The sequence below is a fragment of the Streptomyces sp. TP-A0356 genome (genome assembly GCF_001417775.1).
GTDB lineage: Bacteria > Actinomycetota > Actinomycetes > Streptomycetales > Streptomycetaceae > Streptomyces.
The window spans coordinates 39,314-60,134 of the sequence record NZ_BBZJ01000014.1 but is presented as its reverse complement, the minus strand read 5'-3'; the positions used below and the strand labels follow the sequence as shown (position 1 = coordinate 60,134).

Sequence of the window (20,821 nt, the reverse complement as noted above, 5' to 3'; positions counted from 1 at the left end):
CGGGGGCCGGTGCCCCGTCGCCGTCCGTCTCCTTCCAGGAGATGTGGCGGGACCTCCTCCCCATCGGGCGGTACCCCGGCTCCGGCGGATACCGCCGGTTCGCCTGGACCGGTGCCGACGCCGAGTGCCGGGCCTGGTTCGAGGAGCAGGCCCGCGGCCGCGGGCTGGCGTACGAGGTCGACCGGAACGGGAACCAGTGGGCCTGGCTCGGGGATCCCGCGCGGGGTGACGCAGTCGTCACCGGGTCCCATCTGGACTCGGTCCCGGACGGCGGCGCCTTCGACGGGCCCCTCGGCGTCGTGTCCTCCTTCGCCGCCCTCGACGAACTCCGTGCGCGGGGTGCCGAGTTCCGCAAGCCGTTCGCCCTCGTCAACTTCGGCGACGAGGAGGGCGCCCGGTTCGGGCTCGCCTGTGTCGGGTCGCGGCTGACCGCCGGGCAGCTCACCCGCGAGCAGGCGCACCGGCTGACCGACGGCGACGGCGTCACACTGCCGCAGGCCATGGAGGCCGCCGGGTACGACCCCGACGCCATCGGGCCTGATCCGGAGCGGCTCGCCCGGATCGGCGCGTTCGTCGAACTGCACGTCGAACAGGGACGGGCCCTCGACCTGAGTGGCGACCGCGTCGGCGTCGCCAGCGCCATCTGGCCGCACGGGCGGTGGCGGTTCGACTTCCGGGGCGAGGCCAACCACGCGGGGACGACACGGCTCGTCGACCGCCGGGACCCCATGCTCTCGTACGCCGAGACGGTCCTCGCCGCCCGCCGCGAGGCCGAACTCGCCGGCGCCGTCGCCACCTTCGGCAAGATCGCCGTCGAGCCCAACGGCGTCAACGCCATCCCCTCCCTCGTACGCGGCTGGCTCGACTCCCGCGCCGCCGACCAGAACAGCCTCGACACCGTCGTCAGCGGTATCGAGAAGGCGGCCCGCGAGTACGCGGACCGGCACGGCGTCGACCTCGACGTCGTCCGTGAGTCGTTCACCCCCGTCGTCGAGTTCGACCACGCCCTGCGCGACGAACTCGCCCGCATCCTCGGCGAGGACGAGGACTCCGGACTGTCCGTGCCCGTCCTGGGCACGGGGGCGGGACACGACGCAGGAATCCTCTCCGGGAGCATCCCGACCGCCATGCTGTTCGTGCGCAACCCCACGGGCGTCTCGCACTCCCCGGCCGAGTACGCCGCCGAGGACGACTGCCTGGCCGGGGTGGCCGCACTCGCCGACGTACTGGAAGGGCTGGTGTGCAGGTGACGCGGACGTACTGGCTGGAGCACGCCTGGCTCGACCCCGCCGTCGAACCGGGCGTCGCCCTGGATGTGCAGGACGGTCGCATCACCGCCGTCCGTACGGGCGTCGACGCGCCCCCGCCCGGCGCCGAGGTCCTGCGCGGACTCACCCTCCCCGGACTCGCCGACGCCCACTCGCACGCCTTCCACCGCGCCCTGCGCGGTACGGTCCAGGTCGGCTCCGGCACCTTCTGGACCTGGCGCGAGGTCATGTACGCGTTCGCCGACAGGCTCACGCCCGAGACGTACCACGCGCTCGCCCGTGCCGTGTACGCGGAGATGGCGCTGGCCGGGGTCACGGCCGTCGGTGAGTTCCACTATGTGCACCACACCCCCGGCGGCACCCCGTACGCCGACCCCAACGCCATGGGCGAGGCCCTGATCGACGCCGCCGCCGAGGCCGGTATCCGCATCACCCTCCTCGACACCGCCTATCTGTCCTCCGGCTTCGGACAGCCGCCCAACCGCCACCAGCTCCGCTTCTCCGACGGCACCGCGGAGGCCTGGGCGGAACGCTGTTCACTTCTCAAGGAACGGGATCACGCACGGATCGGTGCGGCCGTCCACTCCGTGCGGGCGGTGCCGGCCGGGCAGCTGGCGACGGTGGCGCGCTGGGCCGAGGAGCGGCGGGCCCCGCTCCATGTGCACCTGTCCGAGCAGACGGCGGAGAACAACGCCTGCCAGGAGGCGCACGGCTGCACCCCGACCCGCCTCCTCGCCGATCACGGCGTCCTCGGGCCGCGCACCACCGGAGTCCACAACACGCACCTCACGGACGAGGACATCGCGCTGATCGGCGCCACGTCCACCGGCACCTGCATGTGCCCGACCACGGAGCGGGACCTCGCCGACGGCATCGGCCCGGCCGTGGCCCTGGGGGCCGCCGGCTCCCGGCTGAGTCTCGGCTCCGACAGCCACGCCGTCATCGACCTCCTCGAAGAGGCGCGCGCCATGGAGCTGAACGAGCGGTTGCGCACTCGCACGCGCGGCCACTGGACGGCGGCGGCCCTGCTGCGCGCGGCCTCCGCCGACGGTCACGCGGCGCTCGGCTGGGCGGACGCGGGCGCCCTGGAACCCGGTGCGCTCGCCGACTTCACGACGATCGCGCTCGACTCGGTCAGGACCGCGGGGCCGCTGCCGCGGCTGGGCGCCGAGACGGCCGTATTCGCCGCGACGGCAGCGGATGTGCGCCATACGGTCGTGGGCGGTCGGCACGTCGTACGCGACGGGGCGCACACACTCGTACCGGATGTCCCGCGGGCGCTGGCGGACGCCGTCGAAGCCCTGCGCGCCTGACGCCCACCACCGGACCGGCCACCCACGAGGAACCCATGAGCAGCACGGTCATCACCAACATCGCCAGCCTGGTCACCAACGACCCCTCCCTCGGTGACAACTCCCCTCTCGGTCTGGTCCAGGACGCGGCCGTCGTCATCGACGGCGACCGCGTCGCGTGGACCGGTGAATCCAGGAAAGCACCCGCCACTGACAACCGGGTCGACGCCGGCGGCCGGGCCGTGATCCCGGGCTTCGTGGACTCCCACTCGCACCTCGTCTTCGCGGGCGACCGCACCCAGGAGTTCAACGCCCGTATGTCCGGCCGCGGCTACTCGGCGGGCGGCATCCGCACGACCGTGGCGGCGACACGGGCCGCGACGGACGCGGAGCTGGAGGCCAACCTCGTCCGCTATCTGGACGAGGCCCTCCGCCAGGGCACCACCACCTTCGAGACCAAGTCCGGCTACGGCCTCACGGTCGAGGACGAGGCCCGCGCCCTGCGCATCGCCTCTGCGCACACGGAGGAGGTCACCTATCTGGGCGCCCACATCGTCTCCCCGGACTACGCCGGCGACCCCGCCGCGTACGTGGCCCTGGTCACCGGGGAGATGCTCGACGCCTGTGCGCCGTACGCCCGGTGGATCGACGTCTTCTGCGAGAAGGGCGCCTTCGACGGCGACCAGGCCCGCGCGATCCTGACCGCGGGCAAGGCCAGGGGCCTGCACCCGCGCATCCACGCCAACCAGCTGTCCTACGGCCCGGGCGTACAGCTCGCCGTCGAACTCGACGCGGCCAGCGCCGACCACTGCACGCATCTGACGGACGCCGACGTGGACGCGCTCGCGCACAGCCGTACGGTCGCCACGCTGCTGCCCGGCGCCGAGTTCTCGACGCGTGCCGAGTGGCCCGACGCCCGGCGCCTTCTGGACGCGGGCGTGACGGTGGCTCTGTCGACGGACTGCAACCCGGGTTCGTCCTTCACGTCCTCCGTGCCGTTCTGCGTCGCGCTCGCCGTACGGGACATGGGCATGACCCCTGACGAGGCGGTGTGGTCGGCCACCGCGGGCGGGGCCCAGGCCCTGCGCCGCACGGACATCGGCCGCCTCACCCCGGGCGCGTACGCGGACCTGGCGATCCTCGACGCCCCGAGCCATGTCCACCTGGCGTACCGGCCGGGGGTGCCCCTGGTGTCGGAGGTGTGGCGGCGGGGCCGCAAGGCGAGCCGGTGAACCTTTCCGGTCGCAGCACTAGGAGGCGCCTGCCCGCCACCGCTGTTGGTCGGCGCCCTGGTCCGGGATCAGGAACACCGTGTCGCCGCCGTAGGCGGTCACCGCGTGGTCCGGGGCGATCTCCGGGCGGATGACGCCGCGGGAGTCGACCGTGAAGCGCAGGTTCTGGCCGTTGGGGCCGTCGACCGAGGAACACTCCCAGATGCCGACGCCCCGGTAGGTGGCGCCGCGGCTGTCCAGGCAGTAGTCGGGGTCGGCGGACGACTGCAGGACGTCGCGAGAGGTGTCCACGCGCCAGCGCTGGGTGTCGGACGAGGTGCAGGGCGCCGTGATGACGTCCGTGCCCTTGTCGATGACGCCGTCGCGGATGTCCAGGCACAGGCCCGAGGCGACGTTCACCACCTGGGCGTACGTGCCGTTCGGCGGGTGCGGAGCCGGAGGCTTCGGCCTGGGTCTCGGGGACGGTGACCGCGTCGTCGGGGAGGGCGGGGGAGTCGGCGTCGGGCTCGGCGACTGCGTGGTCGGCGACGGGGTGGGTGTGGGGGACGGCGTCAGCGACACCGTCGCCGTCACCGTCACCACGGGCTGCGGCTTCGGCGTGACGACGTCGCTCGCGGCCCGCGCGGGCCCGGAACCGCCCGAGGTGAGCAGATAGACCAGCAGCGGTGCCAGCGCCACGCCCACGGCCGTCGCGGCCAGCGCCAGGCGCCGTGACGGCCACCAGGCCGGCAGCCGGGACGTACCGGCCGCGGCCGACTCGTCCGCGTCACCCATGACGTACGCCGTGCCGCCCCAGGGGAGCAGCCCCTCGGCCAGTGCCGCGCGTGGGGCGTCGCGCAGCTGCGACAGCTCCTCGTACGCGGTGGCGCAGTGCCCGCAGTGCGCCATGTGGGCGTGCAGGTCGGCGCTGTAGCGGGGGGTGTCGGGGCGCACCGACTCCTCGATCAACCGCCGGAAGTCCTGGCAGCGGGGATTGCCGGAGGCGGCCAGCCGGGTCCTCAGGAGCGACTGGCGCAGCGCCTGGAACGCGGGTTCGATGCCGTACGTCACGTCCTGCGGGGACAGGCCCAGCAGTCCGGCCGTCCGCTCCGCCGGCTCCTGCTCGACGAGGCCGTACCAGACCAGGCCCTGCACCCGGATCGGGAGCGCCTGGAACGCGGCGAGCATCGGCGGGGTGGATCCCTCGGATCCGGCCGAGCGCAGCTGCGTGAGCAGGGCCGCGTCGAGCCGGGTGACGCGTTCGTCCGTGGCCCAGGCGGCGGTCACGCGCCCGGTCAGCAGCAGGAGTTGATGGCGCCAGGGGCCGTGCGGATCGCTGCCCCGTGCGGTGTCGCGGGCCGCGAGCGCGAACGCCTGCGCGGTGAGCTGCCGGGCCGCGGTCTCGTCGACCGTGCACAGCCGCGCGTAGGTGTGGACCGCGGGGCGGTGCCGGGTGCGCAGCTCGCGCAGGGCCGGATACGCGGTGGGCGTGTCGGTCCGCAGCAGTTCGGTGAGCCGGGTGTCGGACACCGCGCTGTGCATTCCGCCCTCGGACTCGACCTCGTCGTCGTTCCGCTCCCGGGCCATCCTCCTGCCTCCTCGCACCCCTGGTTCCGGCGGGCATACGCGTGCCCGTGACCGACCGGCCGGTATGGGGTGACCATAGTGATGCAAGTTACATCGCGGGAAAAGGGGTTCCCGCGGGTAACCGAGGCGCCGGCCCTGAGTGGGCCGGGAGGCGGCTGTGAGGGAGCCGAGGGGCGGCTGTGAAGGAGCCGAGGGGCGGCCGGTGTCAAGGCCTGCGCGGCAGCGGGTCCGGACACGACTCGCCCGGTGCGCGGCCGGGTTGTCCGGCCGCGCACCGGGCGGGCGGTGATCGGTGTGCGGGCTCCGCCCGTCACTCCTCGACCGTGAGCGCCTTCCGCAGGCGCACCAGCGTCCGGGACAGCAGGCGTGACACGTGCATCTGGGAGATGCCCAGCTCCTCGCCGATCTCCGACTGCGTCATGTTGGCGACGAAGCGCAACGACAGGATCTTCCGGTCGCGCGGGGGGAGTTCGGCGATCATAGGCTTCAACGACTCGACGTACTCGATGCCTTCGAGCCCGTTGTCCTCGTAGCCGATGCGATCCGCGAGCGCGCCCTCGGAGTCGTCCTCCTCCGGCTGGGCGTCGAGGGAGCTCGCCGTATAGGCGTTCGACGCCGCCATGCCCTCGACGACCTCGTCGTTCGAGATGCCCAGGCGCTCCGCCAGTTCGGCGACCGTCGGGGCGCGATCGAGTTGCTGTGCGAGTTCGTCCCCGGCCTTCGCCAGGTCGAGGCGGAGTTCCTGCAGCCTGCGCGGGACGCGCACGGACCAGGACGTGTCGCGGAAGAAGCGCTTGATCTCGCCGACGATCGTCGGCATCGCGAACGTGGGGAACTCCACTCCGCGACCGAGTTCGAAGCGGTCGATGGCCTTGATCAGGCCGATCGTGCCGACCTGGACGATGTCCTCCATCGGCTCGCTGCGCGAGCGGAAGCGGGAGGCGGCGAACTTCACCAGGGCGAGGTTCAGTTCGACCAGTGTGTTGCGGACGTACGCGTACTCGTGCGTGCCTTCTTCGAGCGACTCCAGCCGTTCGAAGAGCGTCCTGGACAGGGCCCGTGCGTCCACCGGCCCCACCTCGTCGTACGGGGGGATCTCCGGAAGGCCGGCCAGACCGTCGTGGGGGGCGAGAGTGTCGGTGCTGTGGTGGTCCGGGTGTTCCAGGGGGAATGCCGACGTCGCCCTCTGGGTCTGCGATGCGTCGAGCCGGGGTGACATGATGTCCTCCATCGTTCTCGGCATATGGCCGCCGATGCCGATACGTGCACTGCGGTGTGCGGCGCCTCCAAGGCCGGCCGTTTCGAAATGTGTCCCCACTAGCCCTACCCGCTTTCGTCGGCCCACCGCAAGTGCGCTGTGTGGCGAAAGGTCCGAATTAGTAGGGTTGTTCGGGTGTCGAGAGCCCTGCGGAGGGCGTAGTGTTCGAGTGCATCCACAACAGCCACGACGGTCGGGAGAGAGACGGCATGGACCGCGGGACGGTCGGCAGCGCACAGTCGGGCCGGCTTCTGGTCGAGGTGCGGCAGGAGGGCGCGAGCGCTGTCGTGACCCCGGCGGGTGAGCTGGATCACCACACCGCCGATCTGTTGCGTGAACCACTCGAGGGCTGCCTCGAGAAGGGATGCGCACGCCTGGTCGTGGACTGCTCACGGCTGGAGTTCTGCGACTCCACCGGGCTGAACGTTCTGCTCGCCGCCCGGCTGAAGGCCGAGGCCGCGGGCGGCGGGGTGCATCTGGCCGGAATGCTGCCGGTGGTGGCCCGGGTCTTCGAGATCACCGGGGCGGATGCCGTCTTCACCGTCCACGAGAGTCTGGACGCCGCCCTGGCCGAGTAGGGCGGCCGCTGGGCCCGTCCCAGGTGCCCCTATGTGACCAGCGCGTTACGCGCGTCACAGGTTCCGGCCGAATCCATGGGTGTTCCAGCGGTTCGCTCGGGCAGGAGACATCCTGAACAGGTCGGCATCCCGCCCTCCAGCGGCAACGGCAAGGGTCTCCACAGAACGGCACGAGCAGCAACCGACGGAAACGCCGTCGACCCACGTACTGAGTCTTTGAATCGTGAACTGGTGAATCGGTGAGGTGACGCGCTGATGAGCACCCCCCGGCCCTACTCGCCGGGCGACCGCGGCCCCGAGCCCAGCGGCGCTTCCGGAGCGTCCGCGCAGGGTCCGTCCGCCGAGGGCGCTTCGTCCGGCGCGTCCGGGGAGGAGGCACCCTCCTCCGGCCGGCAGGTCCGCAGGCTGAGCTTCGACGGCGAGAGCGGCGTGGTCCCGCTCGCCCGCGACTTCACCCGCCAGGCGCTGTACGCGTGGGGCTGGCTGCCCGCCGCCACCGCCGACCAGCGGGCCGCCGCCGAGGACGTGCTGCTCGTCGTCTCCGAGCTCGTCACCAACGCGTGTCTGCACGCCGACGGCCCTCAGGAACTGTGGATCAGGTGCGACAACAAGGTGCTGCGCATCGAGGTCTCCGACAAGGGCGCGGGCCAGCCCGCACCGCGCACCCCGCACCGCGCCGGGCGCCCCGGCGGGCACGGGATGTTCATCGTGCAGCGGCTCTGTCTGGACTGGGGGGTCGTGCGGACCCCCGGGGCCGGCGGCAAGACGGTGTGGGCGGAGCTCGGCGCCCCCGCGTAACGCTCGCCTTCGGTCACCTCCGGTGCGAACCCTCCTTCGTACGTCACCACACCCATCACGTCCCGCGCGTCGGATCGCCACAGATCCGGCGCGCACTGTGTCTTCCCTCCGCAGGACCCCGGGCGTACCTTGACGGCCGATCTGATGTGCCGTCAGGAATGAGGGGACCGTGTCGTACCACACACGAAGCGCCGCGCTCGCGTCCGCCGCTGCCCTGGTCGGCACGGCGGTACTGCTGGCCGCCCCCGCGGCCCGGGCCGCGGTCGTCGACGTCGACTACCACTGCAAGACGCCGATCGGCGACAAGAGCGCCGTCTCGCCCATCGACATCAAGGGCGTCAAGAGCGGCAGCGGATACAGGATCACCATGTCCTGGCAGAAGGGCGTCTCCTCCAGTCCGGTCGAACTGGGCAAGGGCGCGATGAACCCGAGCGCCACCATCGTGCTGGGCGGCGCCGACAACGGCACCCTGGCGGTGACGGGCCCGGCCAACGACGCGGCGATCCCCGCCAACACCCCCATCAAGATCAACGACTTGAGCGGTACGTACACGCCCAAGAAGACCGGCAGGGTCACCTTCACCGCGGGCGTGCTGACCATCAAGGCGCTCGGTACGACGACCACGTGCACGCCCACCAACAGCCCCGGTCCGTCACTGACTCTCGACGTCACGGCCGAGGGCGGCGGTACCTCCGGCTCCACCCAGGGCGGCACGGCCTCGGGCGGACAGCTCCCGCAGACCGGGCCCGAGGACTCCGCGATCGCCCTCGGCACCCTGGGCGGCACCGTCCTGCTCGCCGGAGCGGCCGGGGTGCTGTGGCTGACGCGCCGGAACCAGGCGGTACGCCCCTGAGGCGCATCCGGATCCCGCACCAGCCGCAGCCAGGAGCCGCCGATGCCCTGCCTCCGCCCCCTCCTCTGTCTCCCCTTCGCCGCCCTGGGTCTGCTGGCCGCCGCGCCCACCGCGGTCGCCGACGGCGGCTGGTCCCTCGCCCCCGCGACGGGCGGCGCGGGCGGGCGACCGTACGTCTACGCGGAGGGTGGGCCCGGGACGGTCCTGGAGGACGCGGTGTCCTTGCTCAACCCGGGCGGCAGGCCGCTGACCGTCCGGCTGGGCGGCGCCGACGCGGACGGCGGCTTCACGGTACGGAAGAACCCGGCGGACACCGGAGCGTGGATCGGCTTCGCCCGCACGACGGGCGGACGGCGTACCGCGGCGCGTACGGTCTCGGTGACGGTGCCCGCCCGCACCCGCGCCGATGTGCCCTTCGCCGTGACGGTGCCCGCCGACGCCGCGCCCGGTGACCACCCCGCCGCGATCGTGGCGAGCACCGGCGGGCGCTCCCTGAACGTGCGCGTCCAACTCCGGGTCACGGGACCCGCGTTGTCCGCGCTGACCGTGGAGCACCTGGCCGTGCGCGGCGGGCGGATCTCGTACGAGCTGGTCAACCGGGGCACCACCGTGCTGACCCCCACGCTCGCGGTGCGCGCCGACGGGGTCCTCGGCCGGGTCCTCGACCGCGGCCCGCGCACGCTGCCCCTCCACCTGCCGCCGGGTCGCCGGGTCCGGCTCGGCGAGCCGTGGCCGGGCCACCCGGCGCTCGACGCGGTCGACGTGCGGCTCACGGTCACGGCGGCGGGCGGGGCGCACGGTTCCGCGTCCGCGCAGGCGCGGTTCGTGCCCCGGTGGGTGGTGGGCGGCATCGGAGCCGTAGCGCTCACGGCCGTGGGCGCCACCGTGGTCGTACGACGTCGCGGGCGCCCACCGTCGGCCGGGGCGGCGGACGACCGCACGCGTCCGGAGGCCGAGTTGACGGGAGCGGTGAGGTGAAGGGGCGTATCCCGGCGCTGGTGGCGCTGTTCGCGCTCCTCCTGGCGCCCTTGGCGCCACCCGCCTGGGGCGCGGGCCGGCCGGCCGTCGAGCTGTCCGCGTCCCAGGCGGGGACGGGCGGCTCGATCACCGTCACCGGCAGCGGCTGGCGGCCGAAGACGCTGCTGATGATCCTGATCTGCGGGCGGTCCCTGCCCTCCCGGGGCGTGATCGGCGGCACCAACTCCTGCGCCAACGCCGACGGACGGGCCGTCACGACGGACGCGCGCGGGACGTTCCGCGGGAAGCTGCCGGTGACCGAACCGCCCGTGCCGTGCCCCTGTGTGGTGCACGTCGCCACCGTCACCGGGGCGAAGGCGGACGCCGACGCGGTCTTCCAGGTCGCCGGGCACGCCGTGGAGCCCCTGCCCGCCGAGTCCGCCGCCGGACGCCTGTCGGTGCTGACGGACACCCGCCTCGACGGCTCCAGCGGGCTGCTGACCTGGTTCGGGGCACCGCCGTCCCGCACGCTCGTGTTCACCGTCGGCAATGTCGGCGCGTCGCCGGTCAGGGACCCCGTCTTCCGGGTCGGTACCTCCCACGGGGTGTTCGCCCCGCAGTGGGACGAGCAGCAGTGGCGCGGCACGATCGCGCCCGGCGGGAAGGCGGAGATCAAGCTGCCGGTGGAGCTGTCCGCGGGCGCCCATGGCGACTACACCGTCTCGCTGGAGTACGGCGGCAGGGTCCTCGCCGAACAGCCGTGGGGCGTCGGCCGTCCCTGGGGCGTGACCGTCTTCTGGATCCTGGTCTGCCTGGTCGCACCGGCCGCCGTGTTCCGTATCGGCATGGCGGTCGTGGACCGGGTGCGCCCGCGCGTTCCGGCGCGGCGGCCCGCACGTCACCGCGGCCTGCGGCTGCCCGCACTCACCCTGCGCGTCCCGAGGACGGGCGCTTCCTCGCCCGCGCCCGGAACCCGCACCGCTTCGGCCCTGCCGTGGTTCACCCCGGACACCGATCCGGGGACCGCGGTGAACGGCCGGCCCTCCGCACCGCAGGAGAACTCCGCACCGCAGGAGAAGAGTCCGACGGCCCCGACGAAGGGAAACACGTGAGAACGCGACGGAGAGGTCTTGCGGCAGGGGGCGGAAGCAGGAGAGCGGGCGCGGCCGGGGTGGCACTGATGCTGGGCGGCGCGGGCATCCTGCTCGGCGTGGCCGCCGCACCGGCCCAGGCCGCCGAGGTGCCGTACCGGACCGAGTGCATCCCGCCCTCGATCTCCGGGCTGCCCCCGGTCGAGGGCACCACGAAGGTGGAGATCACGGCACCGGCCGCGGCGAAGGTCGGTGATGACGTCACGATCACCTGGAAGTTCGTGCAGGCGGCGTCCAGGAACCCCGACGTGCTCGATCTGCAGAAGGACACGGTCAAGCCGACGGGGAACCTGAAGGCGGGCGGGGCGCAGACCGCGGACATCACGATGGAGGGGCCCCGGTCGAACCCCCCGATCCCCAAGAACAGCGACATGAAGCTGTCCGACATGAGGGGCACACTGAGGCTGACCGCGCCCGGCGAGGTGACGCTGACACCGGACGCGTACGACATCAACGTCAGCAAGCCCCTCTCCACGGACACCAAGTGCGCGCCGAAGGAGACGGTGCGACCGGCCGCGACCATCAAGGTGACGGAGGGCGGCGGCGGTTCGGGCGGTACCACGGGCGGGCTGCCGACGGTCGTCCCGACCCTGCCCACGAGCGTGCCCACGGGTCTGCCGACGGGCCTGCCCACCGGGTCCTCCTCGTCCGCCCCGACGGCGAGCGCGAGCCAGACCGGCGGCACCGGTGGCGGCTCCGGCACCGGTGGCGGCACCGGCGGTGGGCAGACGGACTTCACGGGCAAGGAGGTCCAGGTCCCCTACGCCTGCAAGACGCCCATCGGTGACAAGAGCGCCACGTCGCCCGTGCAGATCGACGCCCGCGGGAACGGCGGGAGTTTCGATCTCACCGTGCGGTTCAAGAAGTCGGTGATGAACAGCCCGGCGGACATCCCGAAGGGTTCGGTGAAGCCGTCGATGGAGGTCGTGCTGGGCGGCGCGGACAAGGGCACGGTGCATGTCGAGGGGCCCACGAACGCCAAGGACATCAAGTCGGGCGACCCGATCGAGATCCCGGACCTGACGGGCGCCTACAAGCCGGGCGCGAGCGGGCGGTCCACGCTGTCGCCCGGCGTGCTGACCATCAAGGCCCTCGGTACGACCACGACATGCACGCCGACGAGGACCCAGGTGTCGCTGACCCTGGACACCTCGCAGCAGCCGGGCGGGTCGTCCGGCGGCTCCTCGACGTCCTCGGGGTCGTCCGGCGGCTCCTCCACGTCCTCCGGCACATCGGGCGGCCTGGCCCAGACGGGCGCGGACGACCACGGTGCCCTCAAGGCCCTGGGCCTGGTGGCCGGGACGGCGATCCTGCTGGGCGGCGCGGTGTTCACGTTCCTGCCCCGCCGTATGCGCTGAAGGGCTCCAGATGGACCCCGGCGGTGCAGAAGCCGGGGGAGAAGTCCACGATCATGTGCGGCTTCAGCGGCTCGAGCGGCTCCACCCGGTCGTGGAGCGTCGAGACGAAGTCCTGACCTGCCGGCACGCGAAGGGCCGCCGCACCCAGGTGCGGCGGCCCTTTCTCATGAGCCCTCGGGGGACGTCAGTGAACGTCGCCCATCAGTGCCTTGACCTGCCTGCGGTACATGTACACCGCGAAGGCGGCCAGGGTCGCGAGGACCGCCTCCAGGGCCACGGCTCCGGTCCCGCTCAGGTCGACGCCGCCGATGGACAGCAGACCGGTGACCGAGTCGCCCGCGGTGACCGCGAGGAACCAGACACCCATCATCTGGGAGGCGTACTTCGCGGGGGCCATCTTCGTCGTCACCGAGAGACCGACCGGCGAGACGCACAGCTCACCGACCGTCTGGATCAGGTAGATGCCCACCAGCCACATCGGGCTGACCAGCGAGCCGTTGGACGCCATGCCCAGCGGCAGCAGGAAGAAGAAGAACGAGACGCCGATGAAGAACAGACCGGCCGCGAACTTGACGACCGTGCTCGGCTCCTTGTCCCGGCGGTTCAGCCACACCCAGAACCAGGCGAAGACCGGCGCCAGCGCCATGATGAACACCGGGTTCAGCGACTGGTACCAGGAGGAGGGGAAGCTGAAGCCGAGCAGCGCACCGGAGGCCTTGGTCTCACCGAACGCCTGGACCGTGGAACCGCCCTGGTCGTAGATCATCCAGAAGACGGCCGCGGCCACGAAGAACCAGATGTAGCCGGTCATCTTGGACTGCTCGGTGGCCGACAGCTCCTTGTCCCGCTTGATGCGCACGAGGACGCCGGCCGGGATGAGCAGACCGACGACGGTCAGCGGGACCATCGCCCAGTTCAGGGTGAAGTGCCCGGTCAGGCCCACGACGCCGTAGAACACCGCCGCGATCGCCAGCCAGATCAGCCCCTTGCGCAGCCAGGCGGCGCGCTCCTCGGCCGCCAGCGGCTTCGGGATCTCACTGCTCTTCGGGCTCAGGTTCCGGGTGCCGATGAGGAACGCCGCCAGACCGATGGCCATACCCACGGCCGCCAGGCCGAAGCCGAGGTGCCAGCTGACCTTCTGGCCGACGGTGCCGATGACCAGCGGAGCGAAGAAGGCACCCATGTTGATGCCCATGTAGAAGATCGTGAAGCCACCGTCACGGCGCGGGTCCTCCGGACCCTTGTAGAGGTGGCCGACCATGGTGGAGATGTTGGCCTTCAGAAGGCCGGAACCGAGCGCCACCAGGGCGAGACCGGCGAAGAAGGGGGCCTGGCCGCCGGGCAGCGCCAGCACCACGTGACCCGCCATGATCGTCACGGCCGCGATGGTCACGGTCTTGCGGGGACCCCAGATGCGGTCGCCGAGCCAGCCGCCGGGCAGGGCGAGCAGATACACCATCGACAGGTAGATGGAGTAGATCGCCGTCGTGGTGGCCAGGTCCATGCCGAGGCCACCGCCCATGCTGCCCTTCTTGGCGTCGGGTCCGCCGGAGAGCAGATAGACGACGAGCAGAGCCCTCATGCCGTAGAAGCTGAAGCGCTCCCACATCTCGGTCATGAAGAGAGTGGCCAGTCCGCGGGGGTGGCCGAAGAAGGTCTTCTCGGACCCGGGGGTGCCCGGGTGGACCGAGTCCTTCGTCAGGCTGGACGCCATGGTCGTTCCTTGCTGGTCGGGGCGTGCGGCGGTGGGGGTTCCCCGCTCGGGCGGAGCCGAGGGCTGGGGAGTCGCGCGCCCGGTGGGGGCGGCCGGCACCGGCAGATCGCTCGTCCACCCCACGCCCACGGGGAGTCCGCTCCGGATCGCGGAGCGGGGGACGGCGACCACCGGGATCCACGCCCTCTACGCGCGTCGATGCGCCCAGGGCCCGGCCACAGGTCATTCCTTTCAAGGCTGGCCATAACCAGCCCGCACACAAAAGAGACCTTCAGCGTCATGTGCCCGCCAAAGGTCCCCGCTGGTGCTACAGGCGTTCTGGTCACCATACGACATGGCACCGCCGCCTATGGAAGGACATGAGAGCTGAATCACAGGTGATGTAGGAACCATGGACACCTATTCGAAGGTGTTCACCTGGATGGCGCCCGCCAGGTGAAGGCGTGACTCCGTACGGTGACCGACGGCGTCACCGATCGATCATGACAGCGCAAGGTAAGAATCCGCCTCCGCCGATCACACCCGCGATCACACCGTTGCTCTTGTCGTGGGCGGACTACCATCACCCCCATGACCCGTGTACTGCTCGCCGAGGACGACGCGTCCATCTCGGAGCCGCTGGCCCGTGCCCTGCGCCGGGAGGGTTACGAGGTCGAAGTGCGTGAGGACGGACCCACCGCGCTGGACGCCGGAATGCAGGGCGGTGTCGACCTGGTCGTGCTGGACCTCGGGCTGCCCGGCATGGACGGCCTGGAGGTGGCCCGCCGGCTGCGCGCCGACGGCCACACCGTGCCGATCCTGATCCTTACCGCGCGCGCCGACGAGGTGGACACCGTCGTAGGCCTCGACGCGGGCGCCGACGACTACGTCACCAAGCCCTTCCGGCTCGCCGAACTGCTCGCCCGTGTCCGGGCGTTGCTGCGGCGCGGTTCCACCGAGCCCGCGCAGCCGCCCGCCACGCACGGTGTGCGCATCGACGTCGAGTCGCACCGCGCCTGGATGGGCGACGAGGAGCTTCAGCTCACCGCCAAGGAGTTCGACCTGCTGCGGGTCCTGGTCCGGGACGCCGGCCGGGTGGTCACACGTGACCAGCTGATGCGCGAGGTCTGGGACACCACGTGGTGGTCGTCCACGAAGACCCTGGACATGCACATCTCCTGGCTGCGCAAGAAGCTGGGCGACGACGCGGCGAATCCGCGGTACATCGCGACGGTACGGGGAGTGGGCTTCCGCTTCGAGAAGAGCTGACCGAGCTGACCTGCGTCCGAGGCCGCGCCGGGACAGGGCCGGCCCGTTCGGCTCTTGGACGAAGCCGTTCAGGCCGAGGGACAGGGCGCGACCCTCGGCCCGCCCACCGACGACGCCGGGTGCCCTGAGGCGGAGGCCACCCTCCGCCGGTCCGGCGGAGCACCGAGGCACACTGGTCGTCGTATCTGTCCCCCGCCGGAGGCCTCCGTGCGTCGTCGTCTCATCCAGTCCACCCTCGCCGTCGTGCTCGTGGTGATCGCCGTCTTCGGCGTCTCCCTCGTGATCGTCGAGACGAGGACGATCAGCAGGAGCGCCCAGGAGCGCGTCGACTCCGAGGCGCTGCGGCTCGCCAGCATCGTGGACAGCCGGCTCCTCGGCGACGGCAAGGTCACCGACGCGATCTTGAAGGACCAGGTCACCGGCGACAGGTACGCGGTGATCGACATTCCCGGCCGGCCCTCCCTCAAGGTCGGCACCAAGCCCGTCGGCGACGTCATCCACTCCACGACCCAGGGCGAGGAGGGCGACACGGTCCGCGTCGAGGAGCCTCGTTCCACCGTCACCCGCGAGGTCGGCCGGACGCTGCTGGTCATCGCCCTGGTCGCCCTGCTCGCCATCATCGCCGCGGTGCTGCTCGCGGTACGCCAGGCCAACCGTCTCGCCTCCCCCCTCACCGATCTCGCCGAGACCGCGGAGCGCCTCGGCTCCGGCGACCCCCGGCCGCGCCACAGGCGGTACGGCGTTCCGGAGCTGGACCGGGTCGCCGACGTCCTGGACGCGTCCGCCGAGAGGATCGCGCGCATGCTGACGGCCGAGCGGCGCCTGGCCGCCGACGCCTCCCACCAGTTGCGTACCCCCCTCACGGCTCTGTCGATGCGTCTGGAGGAGATCACCCTCACGGACGACCCGGACACGGTGAAGGAGGAGGCGACCATCGCGCTGACGCAGGTGGAGCGGCTCACGGATGTCGTGGAACGGCTGCTCACGAACGCCCGCGACCCGCGGACCGGCTCCGCCGTCTCCTTCGACCTCGACGAGGTCATCCAGCAGCAGCTCGCCGAGTGGCGGCCCGCGTACCGCAGCGCGGGGCGTGCGATCGTCAGCTCCGGCAAACGGCATCTGCGGGCCGTGGGCACGCCGGGTGCGGTCGCCCAGGTACTCGCCGCCCTGATCGAGAACTCCCTCATGCACGGTGGCGGCACGGTCGCGCTGCGCACCCGTGTCACCGGCAACCAGGCGGTCGTGGAGGTCACCGACGAGGGCCCGGGTGTGCCGCCGGAGCTGGGCTCCCGCATCTTCGAGCGCACGATCAGCGGCCGTAACTCCACGGGCATCGGGCTGGCGGTCGCGCGCGACCTCGCGGAGGCCGACGGCGGCCGCCTGGAGATGCTCCAGGCCAAACCACCGGTCTTCGGCCTGTTCCTGTCCCGCACCCCGCTGAAGGCGCCGCCACCGGGGGAGGAGACGGAGCGGACGGTCAGGTAGGCCGGGCCGCGGGGGGATGCCCGGTGGCACGGGGACGGGGAGACTCCGGAGCAGACGGCGACCCAGGCGGGGAGTGACGGGAATCCGCAGCGGACGCAGCGAATCCGCAGCGCCGGACGGGACCCCCAGGCTCAAGCCCGGATGACGAGCGAAGCGCGAGTCCGGGTGGTGGCCGAGGCGCGAGTCCGGGTGGTGGCCGAGGCGCGAGTCCGGGTGGTGGCCGAGGCGCGAGTCCGGGTGGTGGCCGAGGCGCGAGTCCGGATGGTGGCCGAGGCGCGAGTCCGGATGGTGGCCGAGGCGCGAGTCCGGGTGGTGACCGAGGCGTAAGCCCGCCTGATCCTGATGGACGGACGAGACGTGAGTGGGTGAGACGGACGCGTCAGCGGTCGACGCGCTGGCCGCGGCGGCGCTGCTTCTCCGCCTCCGCGAGTATCGACTCCGCGCCCGCCACGGCCTCCCCGGCCGGCAGCGCCCGGAAGACCCACGTGCGGTAGGACCAGAAGCGGAACAGCGTCCCGAGACCGATGCCGAGGAACTTGAAGACGTTGCTCTGCAGCGGGCTGTCCCAGCCGAAGCCGTACGTCGCCACGTAGAGCACACCGTTCTCGATGACCAGGCCCGCGGCGCTGAACACCAGGAACAGCATCATCTCCCGGGTGCGGCCGCCCTTGTCCCGGTCCCGGTAGGTGAAGTACCGGAACCCGATGTAGTTGAAGGCGATCGCGACGACGGTGGCGATGACGCTGGCACGGACCACCTGGAGCCCGGTGGCATGGCGCACCAGGTTGAACACGAGGAGGTTGACCAGCAGACCCGCCCCGCCGACCGCGCCGAACTTGGCGATCTCGCGAACGATCCGGTCCAACCGTTGGCGCGTCGCGCCCTGGGGCTTGTCCTTCAGGCCCGTGGAACCACTGCCCATCGTGTCGCCAGCCCCCGTCGGGTCGATCGTCTCGTATCGGTCGTAGCCGGTCGCATCAGCCGGTCGGCAGAGCGCGCCGAGCGGTTCCGGCAACCCCGCCATGCTAACCAGCGGCCGTGGGCGGCGCCCACGGCCGACTACATGAGGACGGAAAGAAAGCCCCTAGGGGGACGGAAACCGGCCGCCATGGCGTGGCCGATACCCTAGGTACGTGACATTCCCGGTAGTCGGCATGGTCGGCGGGGGCCAGCTCGCTCGTATGACCCACGAGGCAGGCATCCCGCTCGGCATCAGGTTCAAGCTCCTCAGTGACACCCCTCAGGACTCCGCGGCGCAGGTCGTAGGTGACGTCGTCATCGGCGACTACCGCGACCTGGAGACGCTGCGGGCCTTCGCGCAGGGCTGTGACGTGATCACCTTCGATCACGAGCACGTGCCCACCGAGCACCTGCGGGCCCTGGAGGCGGACGGCATCCCCGTGCGTCCCGGCCCGGACGCGCTCGTGCACGCCCAGGACAAGGGCGTGATGCGCGCGAAGCTCGACGCGATCGGCGTGCCGTGCCCGCGGCACAGGATCGTGAGCGGCCCGGAGGACGTCGCCGCCTTCGCGGCCGAGGGCGACGGCTTCCCGGTGGTCCTCAAGACCGTCCGCGGTGGCTATGACGGCAAGGGCGTGTGGGTCGTCCGGTCGGTCGAGGAGGCAGCCGAGCCGTTCCGCGCCGGCGTTCCCGTCCTCGCGGAGGAGAAGGTCGACTTCGTACGGGAGCTGGCCGCCAACGTCGTACGGTCGCCGCACGGCCAGGCCGTCGCGTACCCCGTCGTCGAGTCCCAGCAGGTCAACGGGGTCTGTGACACCGTGATCGCACCCGCCCCCGACCTCGACGAGGAGCTGGCGCTCAAGGCCGAGGAGCTGGCCTTGAGGATCGCCAAGGAGCTCGGCGTCGTCGGTCACCTGGCCGTCGAGCTGTTCCAGACCCGCGACGGACGCGTCCTCGTCAACGAGCTGGCGATGCGCCCGCACAACTCGGGCCACTGGACCCAGGACGGCGCGATCACGTCGCAGTTCGCCAACCATGTGCGGGCGGTCCTCGACCTCCCGCTGGGCGACCCGCGCCCGCGCGCGAAGTGGACGGTCATGGTGAACGTCCTCGGCGGGGACTACCCGGACATGTACTCCGCGTATCTGCACTGCATGGCCCGTGACCCGCAGCTCAAGATCCACATGTACGGCAAGGACGTGAAGCCCGGCCGCAAGGTCGGCCATGTCAACACCTACGGCGACGACCTCGACGACGTGCTGGAACGCGCCCGTCACGCTGCCGGCTATCTGAGAGGCACCATCACCGAATGAGCCCTGTTGTTGGCATCGTCATGGGGTCGGACTCCGACTGGCCGGTCATGGAGGCCGCCGCCAAGGCCCTCGACGAGTTCGAGATCGCGTACGAGGTCGACGTCGTCTCCGCGCACCGCATGCCGCGCGAGATGATCACGTACGGCGAGCAGGCCGCGGACCGTGGTCTGAAGGTGATCATCGCGGGCGCCGGCGGTGCCGCGCACCTGCCCGGCATGCTCGCCTCCGTCACCCCGCTGCCGGTCATCGGCGTCCCGGTCCCGCTGAAGTACCTCGACGGTATGGACTCGCTGCTGTCGATCGTGCAGATGCCGGCCGGTGTGCCGGTGGCGACGGTCTCGGTGGGCGGTGCCCGCAACGCCGGTCTGCTCGCGGCCCGCATCCTGGCCGCGCACGACGAGGAGATCCTCGGCAGGATGCGGGAGTTCCAGCAGGACCTCAACGACCAGGCCGCCGAGAAGGGCAAGCGGCTGCGTTCCAAGGTCGAGGGATCGGCGGCGGGCTTCGGTTTCAACTCGGGGAAGTGACCTGGATGACCTCGCTGGACGAAGCCCGGGAGCTGCTGCGCGCCTTCCCGGTCGTCGACGGGCACAACGACCTGCCCTGGGCACTGCGCGAGCAGGTCCGCTACGACCTGGACGCCCGCGACATCTCCGCCCATCAGAACGCGCATCTGCACACCGATCTGCCGAGGCTGCGCGAGGGCGGCGTCGGCGCGCAGTTCTGGTCGGTGTACGTGCGCAGCGATCTGCCCGACCCGGTCTCCGCGACGCTCGAACAGATCGACTGCGTCAGTCAGTTGATCGCCCGTCATCCGGCGGATCTGCAACGGGCGCTGACCGCAGCCGACATGGAGGCGGCGCGCGCCGACGGCCGCATCGCCTCCCTCATGGGCGCGGAGGGTGGTCACTCGATCGCGAACTCCCTCGGCACTCTGCGGGGGTTGTACGAGCTGGGCGTGCGCTACATGACGCTCACCCACAACGACAACGTGGCGTGGGCGGACTCGGCGACCGACGAGCCGGTGGCCGGCGGCCTGACGGACTTCGGCCGTGAGGTCGTGCGCGAGATGAACCGCCTCGGCATGCTCGTCGACCTCTCCCATGTGGCCGCGACGACGATGCGGGACGCGCTGGACACCACCGTGGCGCCGGTGATCTTCTCCCACTCCTCGGCCCGGGCGGTGTGCGACCACCCGCGCAACATCCCGGACGACGTCCTCGAACGCCTGCCCGCCAACGGTGGTGTGGCGATGGTGACGTTCGTGCCCAAGTTCGTGCTCCAGCCGGCCGTCGACTGGACGGTCGCGGCGGACGAGAACATGCGCGCCCACGGCTTCCACCACCTCGACACGACCCCCGAGGCGATGAAGGTCCACCGCGCCTTCGAGGAGCGGAACCCGCGCCCGGTCGCCACGGTCGCGACGGTCGCCGACCATCTGGACCACATGCGCGAGGTGGCGGGCATCGACCACCTGGGCATAGGCGGCGACTACGACGGCACCGCCTTCACCCCCGACGGCCTGGGGGACGTCTCCGGCTACCCGAACCTGATCGCGGAGCTGCTGGACCGCGGCTGGTCGAAGTCCGATCTGGCCAAGCTGACCTGGCAGAACGCGGTACGGGTGCTGGGCGCGGCCGAGGACGTGGCCCGCGACCTCCGGACGCGACGGGGCCCGTCGAACGCCACGCTGCAACAGCTGGACGGCTGAGCCCCCACACCGAAGGGCACCGACGGCAAGCGCGAACGGCCCCCGGCGTCATGCCAGGGGCCGTGGCGTTGCCGCGGTC

General features: G+C 71.6%; 20 protein-coding genes. 15 read left to right on the top strand and 5 right to left on the bottom strand.

Features of this window, described 5'->3' with window-relative positions; all coding sequences use genetic code 11:
• Positions 1-41 precede the first annotated feature (41 nt).
• Genes ASC56_RS06340 through hutI form a run of 3 tightly spaced genes read left to right on the top strand, consistent with a single transcriptional unit; the run spans position 42 to position 3,792 of the window.
• Positions 42-1,250, top strand: a complete 1,209-nt coding sequence (locus ASC56_RS06340) for an allantoate amidohydrolase (RefSeq protein WP_055490236.1) — start codon at positions 42-44, stop codon at positions 1,248-1,250.
• Positions 1,241-2,581 carry a formimidoylglutamate deiminase gene (locus tag ASC56_RS06335; protein ID WP_055490235.1) on the top strand — a complete coding sequence of 447 codons (1,341 nt, stop codon included), beginning with the start codon at positions 1,241-1,243 and terminating at the stop codon, positions 2,579-2,581. The genes ASC56_RS06340 and ASC56_RS06335 overlap by 10 nt, the downstream gene beginning before the upstream one ends.
• A 35-nt stretch (positions 2,582-2,616) precedes the next feature.
• Positions 2,617-3,792 carry an imidazolonepropionase gene (hutI, locus tag ASC56_RS06330; RefSeq protein WP_055490234.1) on the top strand — a complete coding sequence of 392 codons (1,176 nt, stop codon included), beginning with the start codon at positions 2,617-2,619 and terminating at the stop codon, positions 3,790-3,792.
• Positions 3,793-3,810: 18 nt separating this feature from the next.
• On the opposite strand, the gene ASC56_RS06325 is transcribed toward hutI, so the two are convergent.
• Together ASC56_RS06325 and ASC56_RS06320 are read right to left on the bottom strand one after the other, a co-directional pair.
• On the bottom strand, positions 3,811-5,358 hold the full coding sequence (locus ASC56_RS06325; protein WP_055490233.1) for an RICIN domain-containing protein: 1,548 nt from the start codon (positions 5,356-5,358) through the stop codon (positions 3,811-3,813).
• A 310-nt stretch (positions 5,359-5,668) separates the two neighbouring features.
• Positions 5,669-6,577, bottom strand: a complete 909-nt coding sequence (locus tag ASC56_RS06320) for an RNA polymerase sigma factor SigF (protein WP_055490624.1) — start codon at positions 6,575-6,577, stop codon at positions 5,669-5,671.
• 248 nt (positions 6,578-6,825) lie between these two features.
• On the opposite strand from ASC56_RS06320, the gene ASC56_RS06315 reads away from it, so the two are divergent.
• From ASC56_RS06315 to ASC56_RS06290, 6 genes are all read left to right on the top strand, one after another.
• A complete protein-coding gene (locus ASC56_RS06315) occupies positions 6,826-7,194 on the top strand; it encodes an STAS domain-containing protein (RefSeq protein ID WP_055490623.1) in 369 nt (122 codons plus the stop codon).
• 255 nt (positions 7,195-7,449) lie between these two features.
• Positions 7,450-7,992, top strand: a complete 543-nt coding sequence (locus tag ASC56_RS06310) for an ATP-binding protein (protein ID WP_055490232.1) — start codon at positions 7,450-7,452, stop codon at positions 7,990-7,992.
• A gap of 169 nt (positions 7,993-8,161) precedes the next feature.
• On the top strand, positions 8,162-8,845 hold the full coding sequence (locus tag ASC56_RS06305; RefSeq protein ID WP_055490231.1) for an LPXTG cell wall anchor domain-containing protein: 684 nt from the start codon (positions 8,162-8,164) through the stop codon (positions 8,843-8,845).
• Positions 8,846-8,887: 42 nt separating this feature from the next.
• The gene (locus ASC56_RS06300; protein WP_055490230.1) at positions 8,888-9,823 is read left to right on the top strand and encodes a hypothetical protein; all 936 of its coding nucleotides are present in this window, start codon (positions 8,888-8,890) and stop codon (positions 9,821-9,823) included.
• Positions 9,820-10,914, top strand: a complete 1,095-nt coding sequence (locus tag ASC56_RS06295; RefSeq protein ID WP_055490229.1) for a hypothetical protein — start codon at positions 9,820-9,822, stop codon at positions 10,912-10,914. The genes ASC56_RS06300 and ASC56_RS06295 overlap by 4 nt, the downstream gene beginning before the upstream one ends.
• A 68-nt stretch (positions 10,915-10,982) precedes the next feature.
• A complete protein-coding gene (locus tag ASC56_RS06290) occupies positions 10,983-12,311 on the top strand; it encodes a hypothetical protein (RefSeq protein ID WP_055490622.1) in 1,329 nt (442 codons plus the stop codon).
• On the opposite strand, the gene ASC56_RS40505 is transcribed toward ASC56_RS06290, so the two are convergent.
• Positions 12,283-12,438, bottom strand: a complete 156-nt coding sequence (locus ASC56_RS40505) for a hypothetical protein (protein ID WP_159039600.1) — start codon at positions 12,436-12,438, stop codon at positions 12,283-12,285. The genes ASC56_RS06290 and ASC56_RS40505 overlap by 29 nt on opposite strands.
• 57 nt (positions 12,439-12,495) lie before the next feature.
• Positions 12,496-14,025: a peptide MFS transporter gene (locus ASC56_RS06285; protein ID WP_055490228.1), complete on the bottom strand. Its 1,530-nt coding sequence runs from the start codon at positions 14,023-14,025 to the stop codon at positions 12,496-12,498.
• A gap of 570 nt (positions 14,026-14,595) precedes the next feature.
• Between ASC56_RS06285 and ASC56_RS06280 the strand changes: the two genes are divergently transcribed.
• From ASC56_RS06280 to ASC56_RS39450, 3 genes are all read left to right on the top strand, one after another.
• Entirely contained in the window at positions 14,596-15,273 is a 678-nt protein-coding gene (locus ASC56_RS06280) for a response regulator transcription factor (RefSeq protein WP_055490227.1), read from the top strand.
• Between the two features lie 207 nt (positions 15,274-15,480).
• Positions 15,481-16,758 (top strand): ATP-binding protein, encoded by a 1,278-nt coding sequence (locus tag ASC56_RS06275; RefSeq protein WP_055490226.1) that lies wholly within the window; start codon positions 15,481-15,483, stop codon positions 16,756-16,758.
• 141 nt (positions 16,759-16,899) lie between these two features.
• Positions 16,900-17,085, top strand: coding sequence for a hypothetical protein (locus tag ASC56_RS39450; protein ID WP_159039599.1), 186 nt, complete (start codon positions 16,900-16,902; stop codon positions 17,083-17,085).
• 52 nt (positions 17,086-17,137) lie between these two features.
• Here ASC56_RS39450 and ASC56_RS06270 read toward each other — a convergent pair whose 3' ends face one another.
• Entirely contained in the window at positions 17,138-17,680 is a 543-nt protein-coding gene (locus ASC56_RS06270; protein ID WP_055490621.1) for a GtrA family protein, read from the bottom strand.
• A gap of 211 nt (positions 17,681-17,891) precedes the next feature.
• On the opposite strand from ASC56_RS06270, the gene ASC56_RS06265 reads away from it, so the two are divergent.
• From ASC56_RS06265 to ASC56_RS06255, 3 genes are read left to right on the top strand one after another with little or no spacing between them, the layout of a single operon-like run.
• Positions 17,892-19,031 (top strand): 5-(carboxyamino)imidazole ribonucleotide synthase, encoded by a 1,140-nt coding sequence (locus ASC56_RS06265; RefSeq protein WP_055490225.1) that lies wholly within the window; start codon positions 17,892-17,894, stop codon positions 19,029-19,031.
• Positions 19,028-19,558: a 5-(carboxyamino)imidazole ribonucleotide mutase gene (gene purE, locus ASC56_RS06260; protein WP_079102323.1), complete on the top strand. Its 531-nt coding sequence runs from the start codon at positions 19,028-19,030 to the stop codon at positions 19,556-19,558. Before ASC56_RS06265 ends, purE begins: the two co-directional genes overlap by 4 nt.
• 5 nt (positions 19,559-19,563) lie before the next feature.
• Positions 19,564-20,742 carry a dipeptidase gene (locus ASC56_RS06255; protein WP_055490620.1) on the top strand — a complete coding sequence of 393 codons (1,179 nt, stop codon included), beginning with the start codon at positions 19,564-19,566 and terminating at the stop codon, positions 20,740-20,742.
• The last annotated feature ends 79 nt before the right edge of the window (positions 20,743-20,821 follow it).